This window comes from Bradyrhizobium sp. AZCC 2230 (assembly GCF_036924495.1).
GTDB lineage: Bacteria > Pseudomonadota > Alphaproteobacteria > Rhizobiales > Xanthobacteraceae > Bradyrhizobium > Bradyrhizobium rifense.
On the sequence record NZ_JAZHRS010000001.1, the window covers coordinates 6,641,311 to 6,657,266 of the forward strand.

The 15,956-nt window shown below is 63.9% G+C and carries 11 protein-coding genes and 1 pseudogene; 6 read left to right on the forward strand and 6 right to left on the reverse strand.

The genetic code is table 11. From position 1 onward, the window contains the following. The first annotated feature begins 137 nt into the window (after nucleotides 1–137). The 5 genes and pseudogenes from urtE (at nucleotide 138) to V1280_RS31785 (ending at nucleotide 6,982) form a co-directional block, all read left to right on the forward strand. A pseudogene (urtE, locus tag V1280_RS31765) lies at nucleotides 138–828 on the forward strand (urea ABC transporter ATP-binding subunit UrtE). Between the two features lie 27 nt (nucleotides 829–855). Then, complete coding sequence (gene fmdA, locus V1280_RS31770; protein ID WP_334533716.1) at nucleotides 856–2,085, forward strand: formamidase; 1,230 nt, start codon at nucleotides 856–858, stop codon at nucleotides 2,083–2,085. A 92-nt stretch (nucleotides 2,086–2,177) separates the two neighbouring features. Then, on the forward strand, nucleotides 2,178–2,555 hold the full coding sequence (locus V1280_RS31775; RefSeq protein WP_334533719.1) for an FmdB family zinc ribbon protein: 378 nt from the start codon (nucleotides 2,178–2,180) through the stop codon (nucleotides 2,553–2,555). Between the two features lie 45 nt (nucleotides 2,556–2,600). Beyond that, nucleotides 2,601–3,641 (forward strand): aliphatic amidase, encoded by a 1,041-nt coding sequence (locus V1280_RS31780; RefSeq protein ID WP_280704764.1) that lies wholly within the window; start codon nucleotides 2,601–2,603, stop codon nucleotides 3,639–3,641. A 212-nt stretch (nucleotides 3,642–3,853) separates the two neighbouring features. Continuing rightward, the gene (locus V1280_RS31785) at nucleotides 3,854–6,982 is read left to right on the forward strand and encodes an autotransporter outer membrane beta-barrel domain-containing protein (protein WP_442895179.1); all 3,129 of its coding nucleotides are present in this window, start codon (nucleotides 3,854–3,856) and stop codon (nucleotides 6,980–6,982) included. 3 nt (nucleotides 6,983–6,985) lie between these two features. Here the strand turns inward: V1280_RS31785 and V1280_RS31790 are convergent, their stop codons facing one another. From V1280_RS31790 to V1280_RS31810, 5 genes are all read right to left on the reverse strand, one after another. Then, nucleotides 6,986–7,816 carry an MlaD family protein gene (locus tag V1280_RS31790; RefSeq protein WP_334533729.1) on the reverse strand — a complete coding sequence of 277 codons (831 nt, stop codon included), beginning with the start codon at nucleotides 7,814–7,816 and terminating at the stop codon, nucleotides 6,986–6,988. Between the two features lie 146 nt (nucleotides 7,817–7,962). Beyond that, complete coding sequence (locus V1280_RS31795; RefSeq protein WP_334533732.1) at nucleotides 7,963–10,212, reverse strand: acetate--CoA ligase family protein; 2,250 nt, start codon at nucleotides 10,210–10,212, stop codon at nucleotides 7,963–7,965. Nucleotides 10,213–10,367: 155 nt separating this feature from the next. Beyond that, on the reverse strand, nucleotides 10,368–10,490 hold the full coding sequence (locus tag V1280_RS31800; RefSeq protein WP_442895180.1) for a hypothetical protein: 123 nt from the start codon (nucleotides 10,488–10,490) through the stop codon (nucleotides 10,368–10,370). 190 nt (nucleotides 10,491–10,680) lie between these two features. Beyond that, nucleotides 10,681–11,250 (reverse strand): class GN sortase, encoded by a 570-nt coding sequence (locus V1280_RS31805; RefSeq protein WP_334533735.1) that lies wholly within the window; start codon nucleotides 11,248–11,250, stop codon nucleotides 10,681–10,683. 183 nt (nucleotides 11,251–11,433) lie between these two features. Further along, nucleotides 11,434–13,695: a marine proteobacterial sortase target protein gene (locus tag V1280_RS31810; RefSeq protein WP_334533738.1), complete on the reverse strand. Its 2,262-nt coding sequence runs from the start codon at nucleotides 13,693–13,695 to the stop codon at nucleotides 11,434–11,436. A 186-nt stretch (nucleotides 13,696–13,881) separates the two neighbouring features. On the opposite strand from V1280_RS31810, the gene V1280_RS31815 reads away from it, so the two are divergent. Further along, entirely contained in the window at nucleotides 13,882–14,652 is a 771-nt protein-coding gene (locus V1280_RS31815; protein WP_334533741.1) for a helix-turn-helix domain-containing protein, read from the forward strand. Between the two features lie 78 nt (nucleotides 14,653–14,730). On the opposite strand, the gene V1280_RS31820 is transcribed toward V1280_RS31815, so the two are convergent. After that, entirely contained in the window at nucleotides 14,731–15,954 is a 1,224-nt protein-coding gene (locus V1280_RS31820; RefSeq protein WP_334533744.1) for an ABC transporter substrate-binding protein, read from the reverse strand. Nucleotides 15,955–15,956 lie beyond the last annotated feature (2 nt).

The window sequence follows — 15,956 nt, forward strand, 5'->3', positions numbered from 1 at the left end:
GGAGAGCTCGAATGGCGCAGCCATTCGGGTGAGGGGTTTCGCTCTCTCTTGGGGCCTGCGCCCCCTCACCCGGCGCTACGCGCCGACCTCTCCCCGGTGGGGAGAGGTAAAGACACACCGAGCCTAGGAGCGCATCGATGCTGGCTATTTCGGATCTCCACGTCGCCTACGGCCAGAGCGAGGTGCTGCACGGGCTCAACGTCAAGGTCGCGCCCAACGAGATCGTTGCGATCATGGGCCGCAACGGCATGGGTAAGACCACGCTGATGAAATCGCTGATGGGCATCCTCCCGGCGAAAAGCGGCTCGGTGACGATGGACGGCACCGAGCTCGGCGGCCTGCCGAGCTATGAGCGCGTGGCCAAAGGCCTCGCCTATGTGCCGCAGGGCCGCATGATCTTCTCCACCATGACCGTGAAGGAGAACATCGAGACCGGTCTCGTCGTTTCCGGCGGGACCGAGGTGCCGGCTGACATCTACGAGTTGTTCCCCGTGCTGCTGGAGATGAAAGGCCGTCGCGGCGGCAATCTCTCCGGCGGGCAACAACAACAATTGGCGATTGCCCGCGCGCTCGCGACCAAGCCGAAGGTGTTGCTGCTCGACGAGCCGACCGAAGGCATCCAGCCGTCGATCATCAAGGACATGGCGCGGACGCTCAAGCGCATCCGCGACGAAAAGGGCCTCTCGATCGTCGTGTCCGAGCAGGGTTTTGAGCTTCGCGCTCGATATCGCCGACCGCGTGCTGGTCATCGAGAACGGCGCGATCGTGCGCGATGACCCGCGCGACAGCGTCGATGCCGCGCAGGTCTCCAAATATCTGTCCGTCTAACCAACCGTAGTAAAGGGGAGCTTCTCGATGCCAGAGACACTGATCAAGGTCGATCTCACCAAGTCGGCTTACGAAAATGACATGGTGCACAATCGCTGGCACCCCGACATTCCGATCGTGGCCTGGGTCAATCCCGGCGACGACTTCATCATCGAGACTTATGACTGGACCGGCGGCTTCATCAAGAACAACGATTCCGCCGACGACGTGCGCGACATCGATCTCTCGATCGTGCACTTCCTCTCCGGCCCGATCGGCGTCAAGGGCGCCGAGCCCGGCGATCTCCTCGTCGTCGATCTCCTCGACGTCGGCCCGATGAAGGAGAGCCTCTGGGGATTCAACGGCTTCTTCTCCAAACAGAACGGCGGCGGCTTCCTCACCGACCATTTCCCGCTGGCGCAGAAGTCGATCTGGGACATCAAGGGACTCTACACCTCGTCGCGACATGTGCCCGGCGTCAACTTTGCGGGCCTGATCCATCCCGGCCTGATCGGCTGTCTGCCCGATCCGAAGATGCTGGAGACCTGGAACAAGCGCGAGGCCGAGCTGATCTCGACCAATCCGACCCGTGTGCCGGGCCTTGCCAATCCGCCATTCGCGGCGACCGCCCATGGCGGCCGCGCCAAGAGCGATGCCAAGGCCAAGATCGGCGCGGAAGGCGCACGCACCGTGCCGCCGCGCGAGCATGGCGGCAATTGCGACATCAAGGATCTCTCGCGCGGCTCGAAGATCTACTTCCCGGTCTATGTGCCCGGCGCCGGTCTCTCGATGGGCGACCTGCACTTCAGCCAGGGCGATGGCGAGATCACCTTCTGCGGCGCGATCGAGATGGCCGGCTGGCTGCATCTCAAGGTCGAGGTGATCAAGGACGGCATGTCGAAATACGGCATCAAGAACCCGATCTTCAAGCCGTCGCCGATCACGCCGAACTACAAGGACTATCTGATCTTCGAAGGCATCTCGGTCGACGAGCAAGGCAAGCAGCACTATCTCGACGTCCACATCGCCTATCGCCAGGCTTGCCTGAATGCGATCGAGTACCTGAAGAAGTTCGGCTACTCCGGCGCCCAGGCCTATTCGATCCTCGGCACCGCGCCATGCCAGGGTCATATCTCCGGCGTGGTCGACGTGCCCAATGCCTGCGCCACGCTGTGGCTGCCGACGGAGATCTTCGACTTCGACGTGATGCCGTCGGCGGCAGGTCCCATCAAGCACATCACGGGCGATATCCAGATGCCGATCTCGCCGGACAAATAATCCCTGTGCGACTGGATGCGGGACGGCGTCTCTTCGCCGCCCCGCATCCGCCGCCGGGTGTGTTGAACAGGAAAGAGCGTAGGGATGATGCGATGCCGGTCTATGAATATCTCTGTGACGATTGCGGTCCGTTCAAGGATCTCCGCCCGATGGCGGAATGTGACGATCCGCAAAGCTGTCCGCTTTGCGAGACGATGGCGCCGCGCGTGATCCTGACCGCGCCGAACTTCTTCTGCATGCCGGCGGAGAAGCGCAAGGCCCACGCCGTCAACGAGCGCAGCACGCACGCGCCGCAGACGCTCGCGCAATACAAGGCCTCGCACGGCCCCGGCTGTGGCTGTTGCTCGTCGGGCAAGACCGTCAAGGACAAAGGCTCGACGGACAAGAAGAAGCCGGCGCGACTGGTGACCAAGACCAAAAGCGGCGCCAAGAGTTTTCCCACCGCGCGGCCCTGGATGATCAGCCACTAACGCCACGCAATGACCTCAAACGAATAAAAGACAGGAGCGCTCAACATGCTTCACGGCGATATTTCCAGCAGCAACGACACCGTCGGCGTCGCAGTGGTGAACTACAAGATGCCCCGCCTGCACACCAAGGCGGAGGTGCTCGACAACGCCCGCAAGATCGCGGACATGCTGGTGGGCATGAAGGCCGGCTTGCCCGGCATGGATCTGGTGATCTTCCCGGAATATTCCACGCAAGGCATCATGTACGACTCCAAGGAGATGTACGAGACCGCCTCCGCAGTGCCGGGCGAGGAGACCGCGATCTTCGCGGAGGCCTGCCGCAAGGCCAAAGTGTGGGGCGTGTTCTCGCTGACCGGCGAGCGTCACGAGGAGCATCCGCACAAGGCGCCCTACAACACCCTGATCCTGATGAACGACAAGGGTGAGATCGTGCAGAAGTATCGCAAGATCATGCCCTGGGTGCCGATCGAGGGCTGGTATCCCGGCAATTGCACCTATGTCTCCGAAGGCCCGAAAGGCATGAAGGTCAGCCTGATCATCTGCGACGACGGCAATTTTCCGGAGATCTGGCGCGATTGCGCCATGAAGGGCGCCGAGCTGATCGTGCGCTGCCAAGGCTACATGTATCCGGCCAAGGAACAACAGATCCTGATCTCCAAGGCGATGGCGTGGGCCAACAATGTCTATGTCGCGGTCGCCAACGCCGCCGGCTTCGACGGCGTCTATTCCTATTTCGGCCACTCCGCGATCATCGGCTTCGACGGCCGTACGCTCGGCGAGTGCGGCGAGGAGGATTACGGCATCCAGTACGCGCAGCTTTCGAAACATCTGATCCGTGATGCCCGCCGCAACGGCCAGTCGCAGAACCACCTCTACAAGCTGGTCCACCGCGGCTACACCGGCATGATCAATTCGGGCGAGAGCCCGCGCGGCGTCGCCGCCTGTCCCTATGATTTCTACAAGAACTGGATCGCCGATCCCGAAGGCACCCGCGACATGGTCGAGGCGATGACGCGCTCGACCGCGGGCACGGCTGAATGCCCGATCGACGGCATCCCGAACGAGGCCGCACCGAGCAATTACTAGGCTGTCGCGGCCGACATGCGGCTCGGCCGGGGCATGCTTTTGTGCGGAATGGTAACTCCGCCGGGCAAAACCGTGGCGCGATTGCAACATAGCTGTCGGATTCCGCATGGGTTGTGCGCTAAACGGACGCATTCGTGGCGAGCCGTAGTTCTAGGGAACGTTCTCATGACCTAAGTTCTCCGGCGGAACAGCAGGGCTTGGGGTGTGACGTGATGGGCGCGGGACTATGGAGGCCGCAGGGTGGCCTGCGCCGTAATGGCGCCGTGGCATCCGCTGGCGCATCGGCAATCCTGACGCTCTTGTTCGGCCTCGTCCTTTCGGCAACCTCGGCCAGCGCGCAATGCGCACCCGACCCGGCTGCGAGCGGCCAGACCGTCACCTGTAGTGGCACCGATGCCGACGGCTTTCAGGCCGGCGGGGGCGTCAACAGTCTCACCGTCAACGTGCTGTCGGGCGCGACGGTGAACGACAACGGCACGGTGTCGATCGGCGTCAACGATTCCAACACCGTCACCAACAACGGAACACTGTCGGGGGGCTCGGGCCTGACCGGCATGAGCGTGGGCAATTCGAACATCGTAGCCAACAACGGCGCCATCACGGTGCTCGGCGACGGCCTCGGCATCCTTGCGATCGATCACAATGTCATCGCCAATGCCGGAACGGTCACGACGGGCGACCATGGCTCCGCGATCTCAGTCGGCGACAACAATACCGTCACCAATAGCGGGGGTCTGACGGTAGGGATATTGGCGACAGGTATCTTCTCGGGCCAGGCCGATACAATCACCAATGCCGCGACGGGCACGATCACCGGGGGCAACGGTTCGACCGGAATCTTCGTCTTTGGCGGCGGGACCGTGACCAATGCAGGCGCGATCGTGGTCGGCGCTTCCCCCGGTTTCTCCGGCGGCATTGTGGCGAGCGCCGACGGCAATACGGTCACCAACACGACGACTGGCACGATCTCGGTGGGCCAGAACGCCGTCGGCGTCCTCATGCAAGGCGCTTTTGAGACCGTCAGCAATTTCGGCACCATCACGGCCGTCGGTTTCGGCATGGGCATTTCCGTGGTGGGCGATGACGCCAAGGCGACCAACGGCGGCAAGATCACCTCGGGCGATGGCGGAGTGGGGATTTCGGTGCAGGGCGACCGGGGCACGATCAGCCAAAACGGGACGATCAGCGTCGGCGTCGGCGGCGGGGCCGTTGGCTATTCCGGCCTGTCCGGCACGGTCACGAACGGCGGACGGATCACCGGAGCCGATTTTGCCGAAGGCATCTTCGTCTCCGGTGACTCCAACGCCGTCACCAACAATGGCACGATCACCGTTGGCGCTTCCGGCATCGGCATCGACGTGTTCACGCTGAGTACGACGAACCAGATCGTCAATACCGGCACCATTACCGTCGGGTCTGGCGGTGTCGGCATCAGCGTGAATGGCGGCGCCAACGTCTTCAACTCGGGGACCATCAACGCCAGCGCGCCCGGTGCCATTGCGATCGATCTTTGCGGCTGCGGCAGCAACGTGCTGACCCTCGGCCCCGGCAGTGTCATCAACGGCCAGGTATTCGCCTCCGGCACCGATACGTTCCAGCTTGGCGGGACCGGCAAGGATACGTTCAACCTGGACCTGATCGGCACCGGGCTCCAGTACGATGGCTTCTCGATCTTCAACAAGGTCGACAGCTCGACCTGGACGGTGACGGGCACCGGCAATCAGGACTGGAACGTGCTCGGCGGCACGCTGATGCTCGCCGGCACCATCAACGGCAATGTGAGCGTCGCGGCGGGCGGCACGTTCGGCGGCGTCGGCACGGTCGGAAGCTCCATCTCCGTCAACGGCGGCGCGCTGGCGCCGGGCAGTCCAACCGGCACGCTCACCGTGTCAGGTGATCTCTCGTTCGCATCGACGTCGAGCTACGTGGTGCAGGTGTCTGGCACGAGCAATGGCATCGCGGTCGTGGTGGGAACGGCAACGCTAGGCGGCGCCACGGTCGTGGTCGTCCCGACCGGATCGATCGCGAAGCATTACACGATCCTGACTGCGGGCACGTTGCCCGACAGGTTCAACCCGGTCGTGGCGGGGCTCTCGTCGAATCTCCAGGCCAGCCTGAACTACGACCCGAACAATGTGTTTCTCGATCTCGCGCTGAATTATGGTGGCGGTCTCAATATCAATCAGCAGAACGTGGCCAACGCGTTGACACGCTACTTCAACACCACTGGTAGCCTTCCCGTGGCGCTGGCGAACCTCTCGCCATCCGGCCTGACGCAGGCCTCGGGTGAATCCGCAACGGGATCGCAGCAGACGACGTTCAATGCGATGAACCTGTTTATGAGCCTGTTGACCGACGTGTTCGGCTCGGGGCGCAGCGGCGCGCCCGGCGCGACGCCGTATGCCGACGAGACCGGCGCGACTGCCTACGCCGCATCAGGCAAGCGTCCCAGCGACGCCTTTGCCTCGATCCAGCGCAAGGCGCCGTCGCCGACATTCGAGCAGCGCTGGGATGTCTGGGCCGCCGGCTATGGCGGCTCGCAGACCGCTGACGGCAATGCGGCGCTCGGCTCGAACAACACCGGCAGCAGCGTGTACGGCACCGCGGTTGGTCTCGACTATCGCTTCTCGCCATCGACGATCGCGGGCTTTGCGCTCGCCGGTGGAGGCACCGGCTTCAACGTCAACGGACTTGGCTGGGGTCGCTCGGATTTGTTCCAGGCCGGCGCCTTCGTGCGTCATAACGCGGGACCTGCCTATGTCACGGCGGCGCTGGCCTATGGCTGGCAGGATGTCACAACCAACCGCATCGTCACCGCCGCCGGCACCGACCAACTGCGTGCACAGTTCAATGCCAACGCCGTTTCAGGCCGCATCGAGGGCGGCTATCGCCAGACAACGCAGTGGATCGGGCTGACGCCCTATGCCGCGGTTCAGGCCACGATGTTCAGCCTGCCGAGCTATTCGGAATTCGCCGTGGTCGGCAGCAACAATTTCGCGCTCAACTATGCCGCCAAGGACGTGACCAGCACCCGCACCGAGCTCGGCCTGCGCGCCGACAGGTCGTTTGCCGCCGCCGGCGGCGTGGTGACGCTGCGCGGCCGCGCCGCCTGGGCGCATGATTTCAATCCGGATCGCACGGTCGGCGCAGTGTTCCAGACGCTGCCGGGATCGGCCTTCGTCGTGAACGGCGCCGCGCAGGCGCGCGATTCCGCGCTGACCACGGCGTCGGTGCAAATGAATTGGATGAACGGCTGGTCTGCGGCACTGACCTTCGAGGGCGAGTTCTCGAACGTCACGCGCTCCTACGCCGGCAAGGGCGTCGTGCGCTACGCGTGGTAGGCTCTACCGCTTCTGCTGTGCTGGCTTGCGCGGCGGACGCGGGGCGGCGGCGGGCGCAGGCGTCCCGCTCATCTTGTTGGCGGCCTCGCTGACATCGAGCAGCGAGCGGCGGGTGTCCTCGAGGAAGCTTGCCGATTTCTTCTTCATGGTGTCGGCGAGCTCGTGCAGCCCCTTCACTTTTTCGAACAACTCGTCGGCCTTGCCGTCGACGAAGCCGGGGACCACGCCCTCGATCTTGGTGACCGCCTTGTCGAAGCCGGCAAACGCATTGTCGACCTTGAGCATCACCGCGTCGATCTCGTCGCCTTTGCCGCGGAGGTCGCCGGTATAGTTTTCGAACGTGCGCAGGCCGTCCTTGATCGCGGGCGCGTTGCTGACGATGGTGCGATCGACGCTGTGCAGCGTGTCGACGATGGATTCGGCGTCGCTGAGATCAGCGGTCAGCACGGGAATGCCGTCCGAGTCTAGCGGCACCGGCGGCGCAGACGGGGCGCCGCCGATCAGCGAGACCGCGGCGACACCGGTAAGGCCCTGAAACTCGATGCCGGCGACCGTGTCCTTGCGGATCGGCGCGGTGTTGTCGAGCGACACCAGCGCCACGACCTTGCGCGGACTGTCCAGCTTGATCGACAGGATCTGGCCGGCGGGCACGCCGTCGAAATTGACCGGGCCGCCGCGGCGCAGGCCGCTCGCGGAACCGCCTTCGAACACGACGCGCAACGGGCTGCGGCTCTGGATGGTGCGCCATTTCTGCACGCCGAGCAGCCCGCCGAACGCTACGGCGATCACCGCTAGCGTCGTCGTTCCGATCACCAGATTGCTCGCGCGTGCCATGCGGATGCGATTTTACGACCAAAGCGGGGAAGTTGGAAGGAGCCGCAATGGTACGCAGGGCGGGTTAGCGAAGCGTAACCCGCCGTTTTCTTGTCAACCGCCGCGTAAGCCGGCGGATTAGCTGCGCTAATCCGCCCTGCGTGACATCAGCGTCCGGCTGCGCGCTTTGCGGCCGCGTTGTTCAGCACGATCAGCGCATCGACCGCGACGCCGGTTTTGGCATTGAGCAGGAACGGATTGACGTCGATCGAGGCGATCCGGTCGCCGGCGTCCGCCATCAAATTGGACAGGCCGACCAGCGCCTTCACTGCCGAGGCCTCGTGCAGCGCCGCCTTGCCGCGATAGCCGCGCATCTTGATGCCGGCCTTGGTGCGGCCGATCAGGAGCCGCGCCTCGGCCTCGTCCAGCGGCGCGCCGGCAAGGGCCACGTCCTTCATCAGCTCGATATCGATGCCGCCGGTGCCGAACAGCACGACCGGGCCCATCTCGGCGTCGAGCGAGGCGCCGACCACGAGCTCGAGGTCGGCCTTGACCTGCTGTGCGATCAGGATGCCATCGAGCTTCGGCTTGCCCTTCAGCTTCTTCACCCGCGCCGTGATGTCGGCAAAGGCTTTCTTCACCTCGGTCGCGCTGTTGAGGTTCAGCACCACGCCGCCGATATCGGATTTGTGCAGGATCTCGGCGCTGATGAGTTTGGCCACGACCGGAAAGCCGATCTGCTTGGCGATCTTCACGGCTTCCGCCGATGTCTGCGCAATTCCCTCCTTCGAGACCGGAATGCCATAGGCCTTCAGCAGCGTCTTCGAGGCGACCTCGTCGAGTGCGGCGCCGCTCGCCGATGCCAGCGCTTTCTCCAGCACGACGCGCGCGGCGGGCTTCGAGCTCGAGACGATGTCAGGCACCTCCTTGCGCAGCCTGGCATAGGCGAGCAGCGATTTGATCGCGGTCACCGCGCGATCCATGCCCTGCATCACCGCGAGGTGCGGCAGCGATTTGCGCAGGCCCTTGGTGAACTCGGTGAAGCCCACCGACATCGCGCTGATATAGATCACGGGTTTTGCGGCCCGGCTCGCCATCTCGTTGACGATGCGCAGATTGCGCTCGCGCTGCTCGTGCGGCGCTTTTGGAAACTCGGCATCGACGATGACGATGTCGATATCGGGATCGTCGATCATCAGCTTGATCGACTTCATGTAGACGGAGGGATCGACCACCGCCGCAAAGCCGGCATCGAGCGGATTGCCGACGATCGATCCCGGTCCGAGCATCTTTGCAAGCTCGGAGCCGACGTGCGGGCTCAGCGGCGCAAAGTTCAGGCCTTCGGCATAGAAGGCGTCGAGCAGCATGCCGCGTTTGCCGCCGGACAGCGTGACCGCCGCAAGCCGGTCGCCCCTGGGCACGGCGGCGTGGACGAAGCATTCGGTGGTCTCGATCAATTCGTCGAGCCCACCCACGCGGATCACGCCTTCGCGGGTTGCGATCGCGTCGAACGTCTCGATCGAGCCCGCCAGCGCACCGGTGTGCGCCATCGCGGCGGCGCGGCCGCCTTCCGACGATCCGAGCTTGAGCGCGATCACCGGCTTGCTCGCGGCACGCGCGGCCTTGCAGGCGTCGCGAAACGCCTTGGTGTTGCGCACGCCTTCGAGATAGACCACGATCACCTTGACGCTCGGATCTTCGGCGAAATAGCGCATCAGGTCGGGTGTCTCGAGCCCGGTCTCGTTGCCTGTTGTCACCATGTAGCCGACACCGACGCCGCGATCCTCCAGCGCCTGCCGGATTGCCATGACGATAGCGCCGGATTGGCCGGCGATTGCCACCGCGCCCTGTTCCATGGTGACGATGCGGTCGTCGATATTGGTGAAGAGCTTCTCGCCGGCACTCAAATTGCCGAGGCAGTTGGGGCCGGTGACGGCGAGCCCTGTCTCACGCACGGCCTGTTGCAGCTCCATGGCGAGCTTCTGGCTCTCTTCATCCTGCAACTCGCTGAAGCCCGACGTGACGATGGTGGCGGATCGCGCACCGGCAGCGGCGGCGTCGCGGATCACCTGCACGGCAAAGCGTGCGGGCACCAGCACCAAAACGTGATCAGGCTTCTCGGGGAGGCTCGCAAAATCCTTGTAGCAGGGCACGCCCCAGATGGTTTCGCGCTTGGCGTTGACAGGATAGAGCCCGCCCTCGAAGCCGTATCTGACCAGATTGTTCCAGATGCGCTCGGCGTAATTGCCCGGCTTGTCGGTCGCACCCACCAGCACGATGTTTTGCGGATGCAGCATAGCGTGGATGCCCTTGACGATGTCACTGGCATCGGGCGGCGGCGACCATGAGCGGGCAGGAACCGACGCAGCAGAGGCCTGCGCTTGAGAGACCTGCGCTTTAGAGACCCGGGCTTCCATGGCGTGACCTCACCTTTTGTTCTTCTTGGTGGCGCGTCACCTGGTTGTATGGCGAGTTGGGTGGAGTGGCAACCGGCAGGGTCGCATGCCGCATGGCGGAATGCGCGGTGGATCCCAAGCGATGACTTCAATCGCCGGCTGCTGTCTCTTCCGCGTCAATATCGCAAGACACCCAGCTTGTAGGCATAGTGATAGGCCAGCTGCCGGACGAGATAGGGCGCGATGGCGCGGCGGATCTGCATTTGCGTCGGATCGAATCCGAGAGCGCGGCGCCGCAAGATGCCCATCTCCCTGATGCCGATCGCGTAAGCGTTCCGGGCAGCAGCACGTCGTCGCTGTTGAGATAGGCCATGATCTCGCAATCGACGCCGGCAAAGCCGAGATGCGGTTCCAGTGACGCTGTTGTCGCGCGCGCCAAGCTTGGTTTGCGAGAGTGCGATCGATCTCGGACGGGTCTATTGCGAACTGCTATTCATCGTCTGCGATCAGGGTGGCATGCAGGAGGTAACGTTCGGGGCCGGACGTAACGGCGTCGAACGGCCAGCAGGTCGCGAGCACAAGCTCGAAATCCTGCGTCGCGGGATCGATGCCCGACGCGTCGAAACGGACAATCGCGGAGGAATCCGCGCGAAAGCGAAAGCGTTTACCGTCACTGCGTGTGACATCGATCACGTCACCAATGGCAACATCCCGCAGGAAGCGGAAGTGTGTATCGCGATGAGCAGCATATACAGCAGCGCCGCGCTCGCCGGCATCAACCGTTTGGTGGAGATGACCGGGGCCGAAAGCGAGCGCCTGGCCGCTCGTGCCCTCCAGCACGATGGCACTGGCGCCGATCCGTTTCACCTCGATCCGCGCCACCGGCCAGGTATCGGCCCAGGACCATGGCTTGACCGGCTCGCCGGTCGCAACGCTCCGGTCGAACGCACGCTCCAGGAGCATCTGCGCGAGCCACGCCTTGGCGTGGATGTAGGCGCCGTCGCCGAACAGGATCGTTCCGACAAGCGCCAGGACCAGAGGCGAGATGAGGCGGGGCATTGTTAGTTTCTCTCTCGTCATTGCGAGCGAAGCGAAGCAATCCAGACTGTCTCCTTGGCGGCAGTCTGGATTGCTTCGTCGCTTCGCTCCTCGCAATGACAGGGAAAAAAGGCGCGCGCGGCCGTTGGTATCGGGACGGGCAGCCGCGCGCGCCAAGCAAGAGGAGTTCGGGGGGCTCCTCTCTCAAGCGGCGTCAGTGAGCAAGTGCTGACGCCGGTTGAACACGAACAGGATCAGGGCGAGAACGATCATGATCAGGCCTGCGATCATCTTCAGCGCGGCCGAGGTCGCGGTCTTGGGCAGGCGGATCGCATCGGGTGTGACAGGGGCCGGACGCCTTGCCGCAGACTGGCCTGCATCGGCGCGGCGCTCGCGCAACTGTGTCGGCGTCAGCTGCGGCCGTTCGCCGAACACCTTCGCGAAATCCCAACCCGCCGGCAGGTTGATCGGAAGTTCGCTGAGCTTGAGCGGCTGGCCTTCGGGACGACTCGGTGTCTTGTCGACCGCGACGAGACTGGTCAGTCGCGTGACAATCTGATGGTCGAGCGCCAGCGCTAGGATCGTCTTGTCGGTGTCCTCCGGCGTCATCTCGCGAAGCGTCCGCGCCACCTCGGCATCGCCGATCTTGCGCCTCGCCCAGAGTTTCGACAGGCCTTTGCCCTCGGCCGCGTTTTGCAGCGGCAGTGTCACCGACCACGGCCGGTCGCCGACGCGACCCTTGATCTCCAGCGAGCCTGCGAGCTTGTCGAGCTTCGCCGCCAGCACCAGCGGTTCGTCGCGATAGATGTCGGGAATGATCGCGGGCGTGATGTCGGCCTTGGCGTTCGAGAATTTTGCGGTGAGGCCGGTCACCGCAGGATTCTCCAGCTTGGCGAACAGGCCGCGCATGCGCTCCTCGACCTGCTCGACCGAGCCGATATGGGTGAAGGCGCCGCGGCCGAGCTCGGAAGCCCGCGTCATCAGATAGGTGTTTGGCGCTGAGCCGATGCCGACCATGAAGATGCGCGAGCGGCCGCGCATCGCGGTGATGGTCTCGAACAATTGCTGCTCGTTGCCGATCGCGCCGTCGGTCAGGAACACGATCTGGCGAACCATGTTGGTATCAGCGATCTTGTCGGTCAGTGCCGCACGCATCGCCGGCACCATTTCGGTGCCGCCGCGCGCCTGCAACGCGCCGACGAATGACGTCGCTTCACCGACATGCGCGGTATCGGCTGGCACCGAGGTCGGAAACAGCACGTCCATGGTGTCGTCGAAGCGGATCACGTTGAACCGGTCGTTCGGCTGGAGGCGGCCGAGCGCATAGAGCAGGCTCGCCTTGGCCTGCTCGATCGAGGTGCCGCCCATCGAGCCGGAATTGTCGATCACGAACACCACTTCGCGCGGTAGCGGCCGCCGCGTTGTGTTCTCGGCGGCGGGCGGTGTGACGAAGGCGAGCAGATAGTCGGCATCGCCGACATGCTCGCGGAATAGCCCGACCGACGGCGCCTTCTCGGCGGCCGGCTTCCAGGTCAGCTCGAAGTCGCGGTCGGCCGGCACGGTGCCGTCGGCAAGCGTCACGACGCGCGTCGTGCTGTCCGGGCTCTCGATCTTGACGTTGTGATGGTGGCTTTTCACCTCGCCAAGCGCAAAGCCGGCTTTCAGGTGCACCGTGATGCTGGTCGGATTGATCGGCGCATTCCTGGCCGGATCGAGAACCGGCGGCGAGATGCGATCACGGTCGGGCACCGGGTCTGAATTGGTCGCGCCCCAGCCGGAGCCGTCCTTGCGGAAGTCGACACTCTGCACGATCGGCGCCGGATTGTAACGCGGGGCGACCACCAGCGGCAGGCGCAGCGAATATTCGTTGCCGGACTGATGCACCGGCTCCTGATATTCGATCTGCACCAGCACGGTTTCGCCGGGACCGATATTGGCGACCGAGTTGGTGAAGATGTTGGGCCGCTCCTGCTCGGTGAGTGCGGCCTTCTGTCCGTTGCGGCGCGCCTGCTCGTAGATTGCGCGGGCCTGCTGACGCTCCCTGATGTCGCCGACGATGATGCGGTCGCCGACCACCACATTCAGCGTGTCGACGGCGCCGTCGGTGGCCAACGGATAGACATAGGTCGCCTCGACCCAGTCCCTGGTCGGGTTACGGAAGACCTGCGTGACACGGGTGCGCAGCGTCGGGCCTGATACCGTGATGTCGATATCGATCCCGAGGCGGATGGCTTCGATGTAAGCGCCGTCCTCCTTCAGGAGGAGGCTGCCGGACTTGGCATCGCCGGGCTGGAGCAGGCTTGCCTGCTCGGTCGTCGCCGACCAGCCCGGCGCGAAGCTCACCAGCAGGGCCACGAAGCTGACCAGGAGCACGGCAATGCCCTGCGCCAGGAGGAACAGTCCAACCTTGACCAGCCTGCCGAGCCAGGGGTGCTCATTGCTATCGACCGTGTCGTAATTGCTCATTGGCCTGCTCCCGAAAGGTGTTTGACGACGCCAAGCATCGGTCGGGAGGGGGTGATTTCGCGAGCAGAATGAACGGCAATGTTCCGCCGCGGCCGGCCCGGGCGGGGCATCGCCTTGGCGGCGATGTCCGGTTTTGTGCTGATTTGTCCGCCCTGCTAGACTGCCCGCCGTGGAGCAGGGCTAACGATGCAGACGCCGGATAAACTCAACGACGGGCAGCTTTCGGACGAGCAAAGCCGGGAGGTCGCGGAGACGATCCGCGAGGAAATCGCCAGGCGCCGGATTTCGCGGCAGGCGCTGGCCGAGCAGGCCAAGCTCAGCCTGTCGACGCTGGAGAAAGCGCTCGGCGGCCGCCGCCCGTTCACGTTGGCAACCACGGTCCGGCTCGAGCAGGCGCTGGGCGTGTCCCTGCGCAAGAGCACGGTCGCGCCGTCGCCCGCGGCCGGCAACGACGTCGCACCCGACAGCCTCGGCTCCTATTCGCATCGCGCGGTGACCTGGATCGAGAACGTCTACATCACGCTGCGGCCGTCCTTTGGTGACAAGGATGCGATCTTCGCCTATCGCACCGAGATCGCCTGGGAGCCGAAAGTCTCCTCGCTGGTCTTCCGCGAGGGCGAGCGGACCGATGCGGCCTATGAGCACACCGGCGAAGTTGCTGTGCCGCATCAGTCGGGGTTCATCTATCTTGTCATCAACAAGCATGGCCAGCATCGCGTGATCACGGTGTCGCGCCCGACGGTGAATGGCGCGATGTATGGCATCATCTCGACGCTGCGCGCCGGCGCCGGCTCGCAGCTGACGCCGGTCGCAGCGCCGATAGCCTATGTGCCGGCGCGGAATATCGCCGATCCGGCTGTGGGCCGGATCGCACCCGACCACGCGAATTACAAGCTGTATCGCGATCACCTTCGGCGTACTGTCGACGAGTCTTTTGCAGTATTTTTGCCTGCCTGAATCTTCGCCCGAATTGGCGTCAAAAGATAGCGGCCTTTCGGCCGCTATCTCGCGCGTGTCGGCGATCGCCGATCGAAACTAGCCGCTCGGCTCGGCGCTGATGATGGGGCCGAACAGCTCCCACTGGCCGCTCTTGAACCGCCACATCTTGAGCTGCTCGATCGGCGCGAAGTCGGTGGCCGAGGTGTTGATCGTGATCCCCGGGATCAGCGTGTCGGGGGTGAAGTCCTTCAGGCTGGCGGCCTGCTTCATCACGTTCTCGCGGGTGAGATTGTCGCCCGCCTGCTTCAGCACCTGAACCATGGTCTGGGCTGCGGCGTAACCGTAAACCAGATTGGCGTCCGAGATGTTCGCGCCCGGCATGTACTTCTCGATGAAGGCCATGAACTTCTTCATGCCGGCATCGTCCTTCCACTGCGGATCCGAGGCGTCCTTGAGGTAGCCGGCCGAGAGCACGCCTTCGGAGGCCTCGAGGCCGGCGGGCTTCATCACCGCACCGATAGACACCGACACGTCGGTCATCAGATGCATCGGCTTCCAGCCGAGCTCGGCGATCTTCTTGATGGCCTGCGCCGCGAATTTCGGGGTCGCGATGTTGACGAACGTATCGGCGCCGGTGTCCTTGAGCTTGACGATATGGGCGTCGATCGACGGCTCCGACGTCTCGTAGCTTTCTTCAGCCACGATCAGCTTCGACGCCTTGTCGCCGAACACGTCCTTGATGCCGGCGAGGTAGTCTTTGCCGAAATCGTCGTTGGCATAGAAGATCGCAACCTTCGCGTCCGGCTTCTCCTTCAGGATGTATTTGGCGAAGATCCGTGCCTCGACCCGGTAGCTCGGCTGGAAGCCCATGGTCCAGGGGAAGCTGTGCGGATCGTTCCACTTGCTGGCGCCGGTGGCAAGGAAGAGCTGCGGCACCTTCTTTGAATTATGATATTTCTGCACGGCGGTCTGGGTCGGCGTGCCCAGCGCGTTGAACACCAGGAAGACCTCGTCGCTCTCGATCAGCTTGCGGATCTGCTCCACCGTCTTCGGCGGCGAGTAGCCGTCGTCATAGGAGATCCAGTTGATCTTGCGGCCGTTGATGCCGCCCTGGTCATTGATCATCTTGAAATAGGCTTCCTCGGTCTTGCCGATGACGCCGTAGGCGGAAGCAGGTCCCGAATACGCCTCGACATTGCCGAGCTTGATCTCGGTGTCGGTGGCGCCGGTGTCGTACGCCTTCTGGGCGAAAGCGCCCTGGATCGTGAGCAGCGTCAACGCGGTTGCTGCGGCAAGCAGGGAGAGTTTCTTGTTCTTCATGG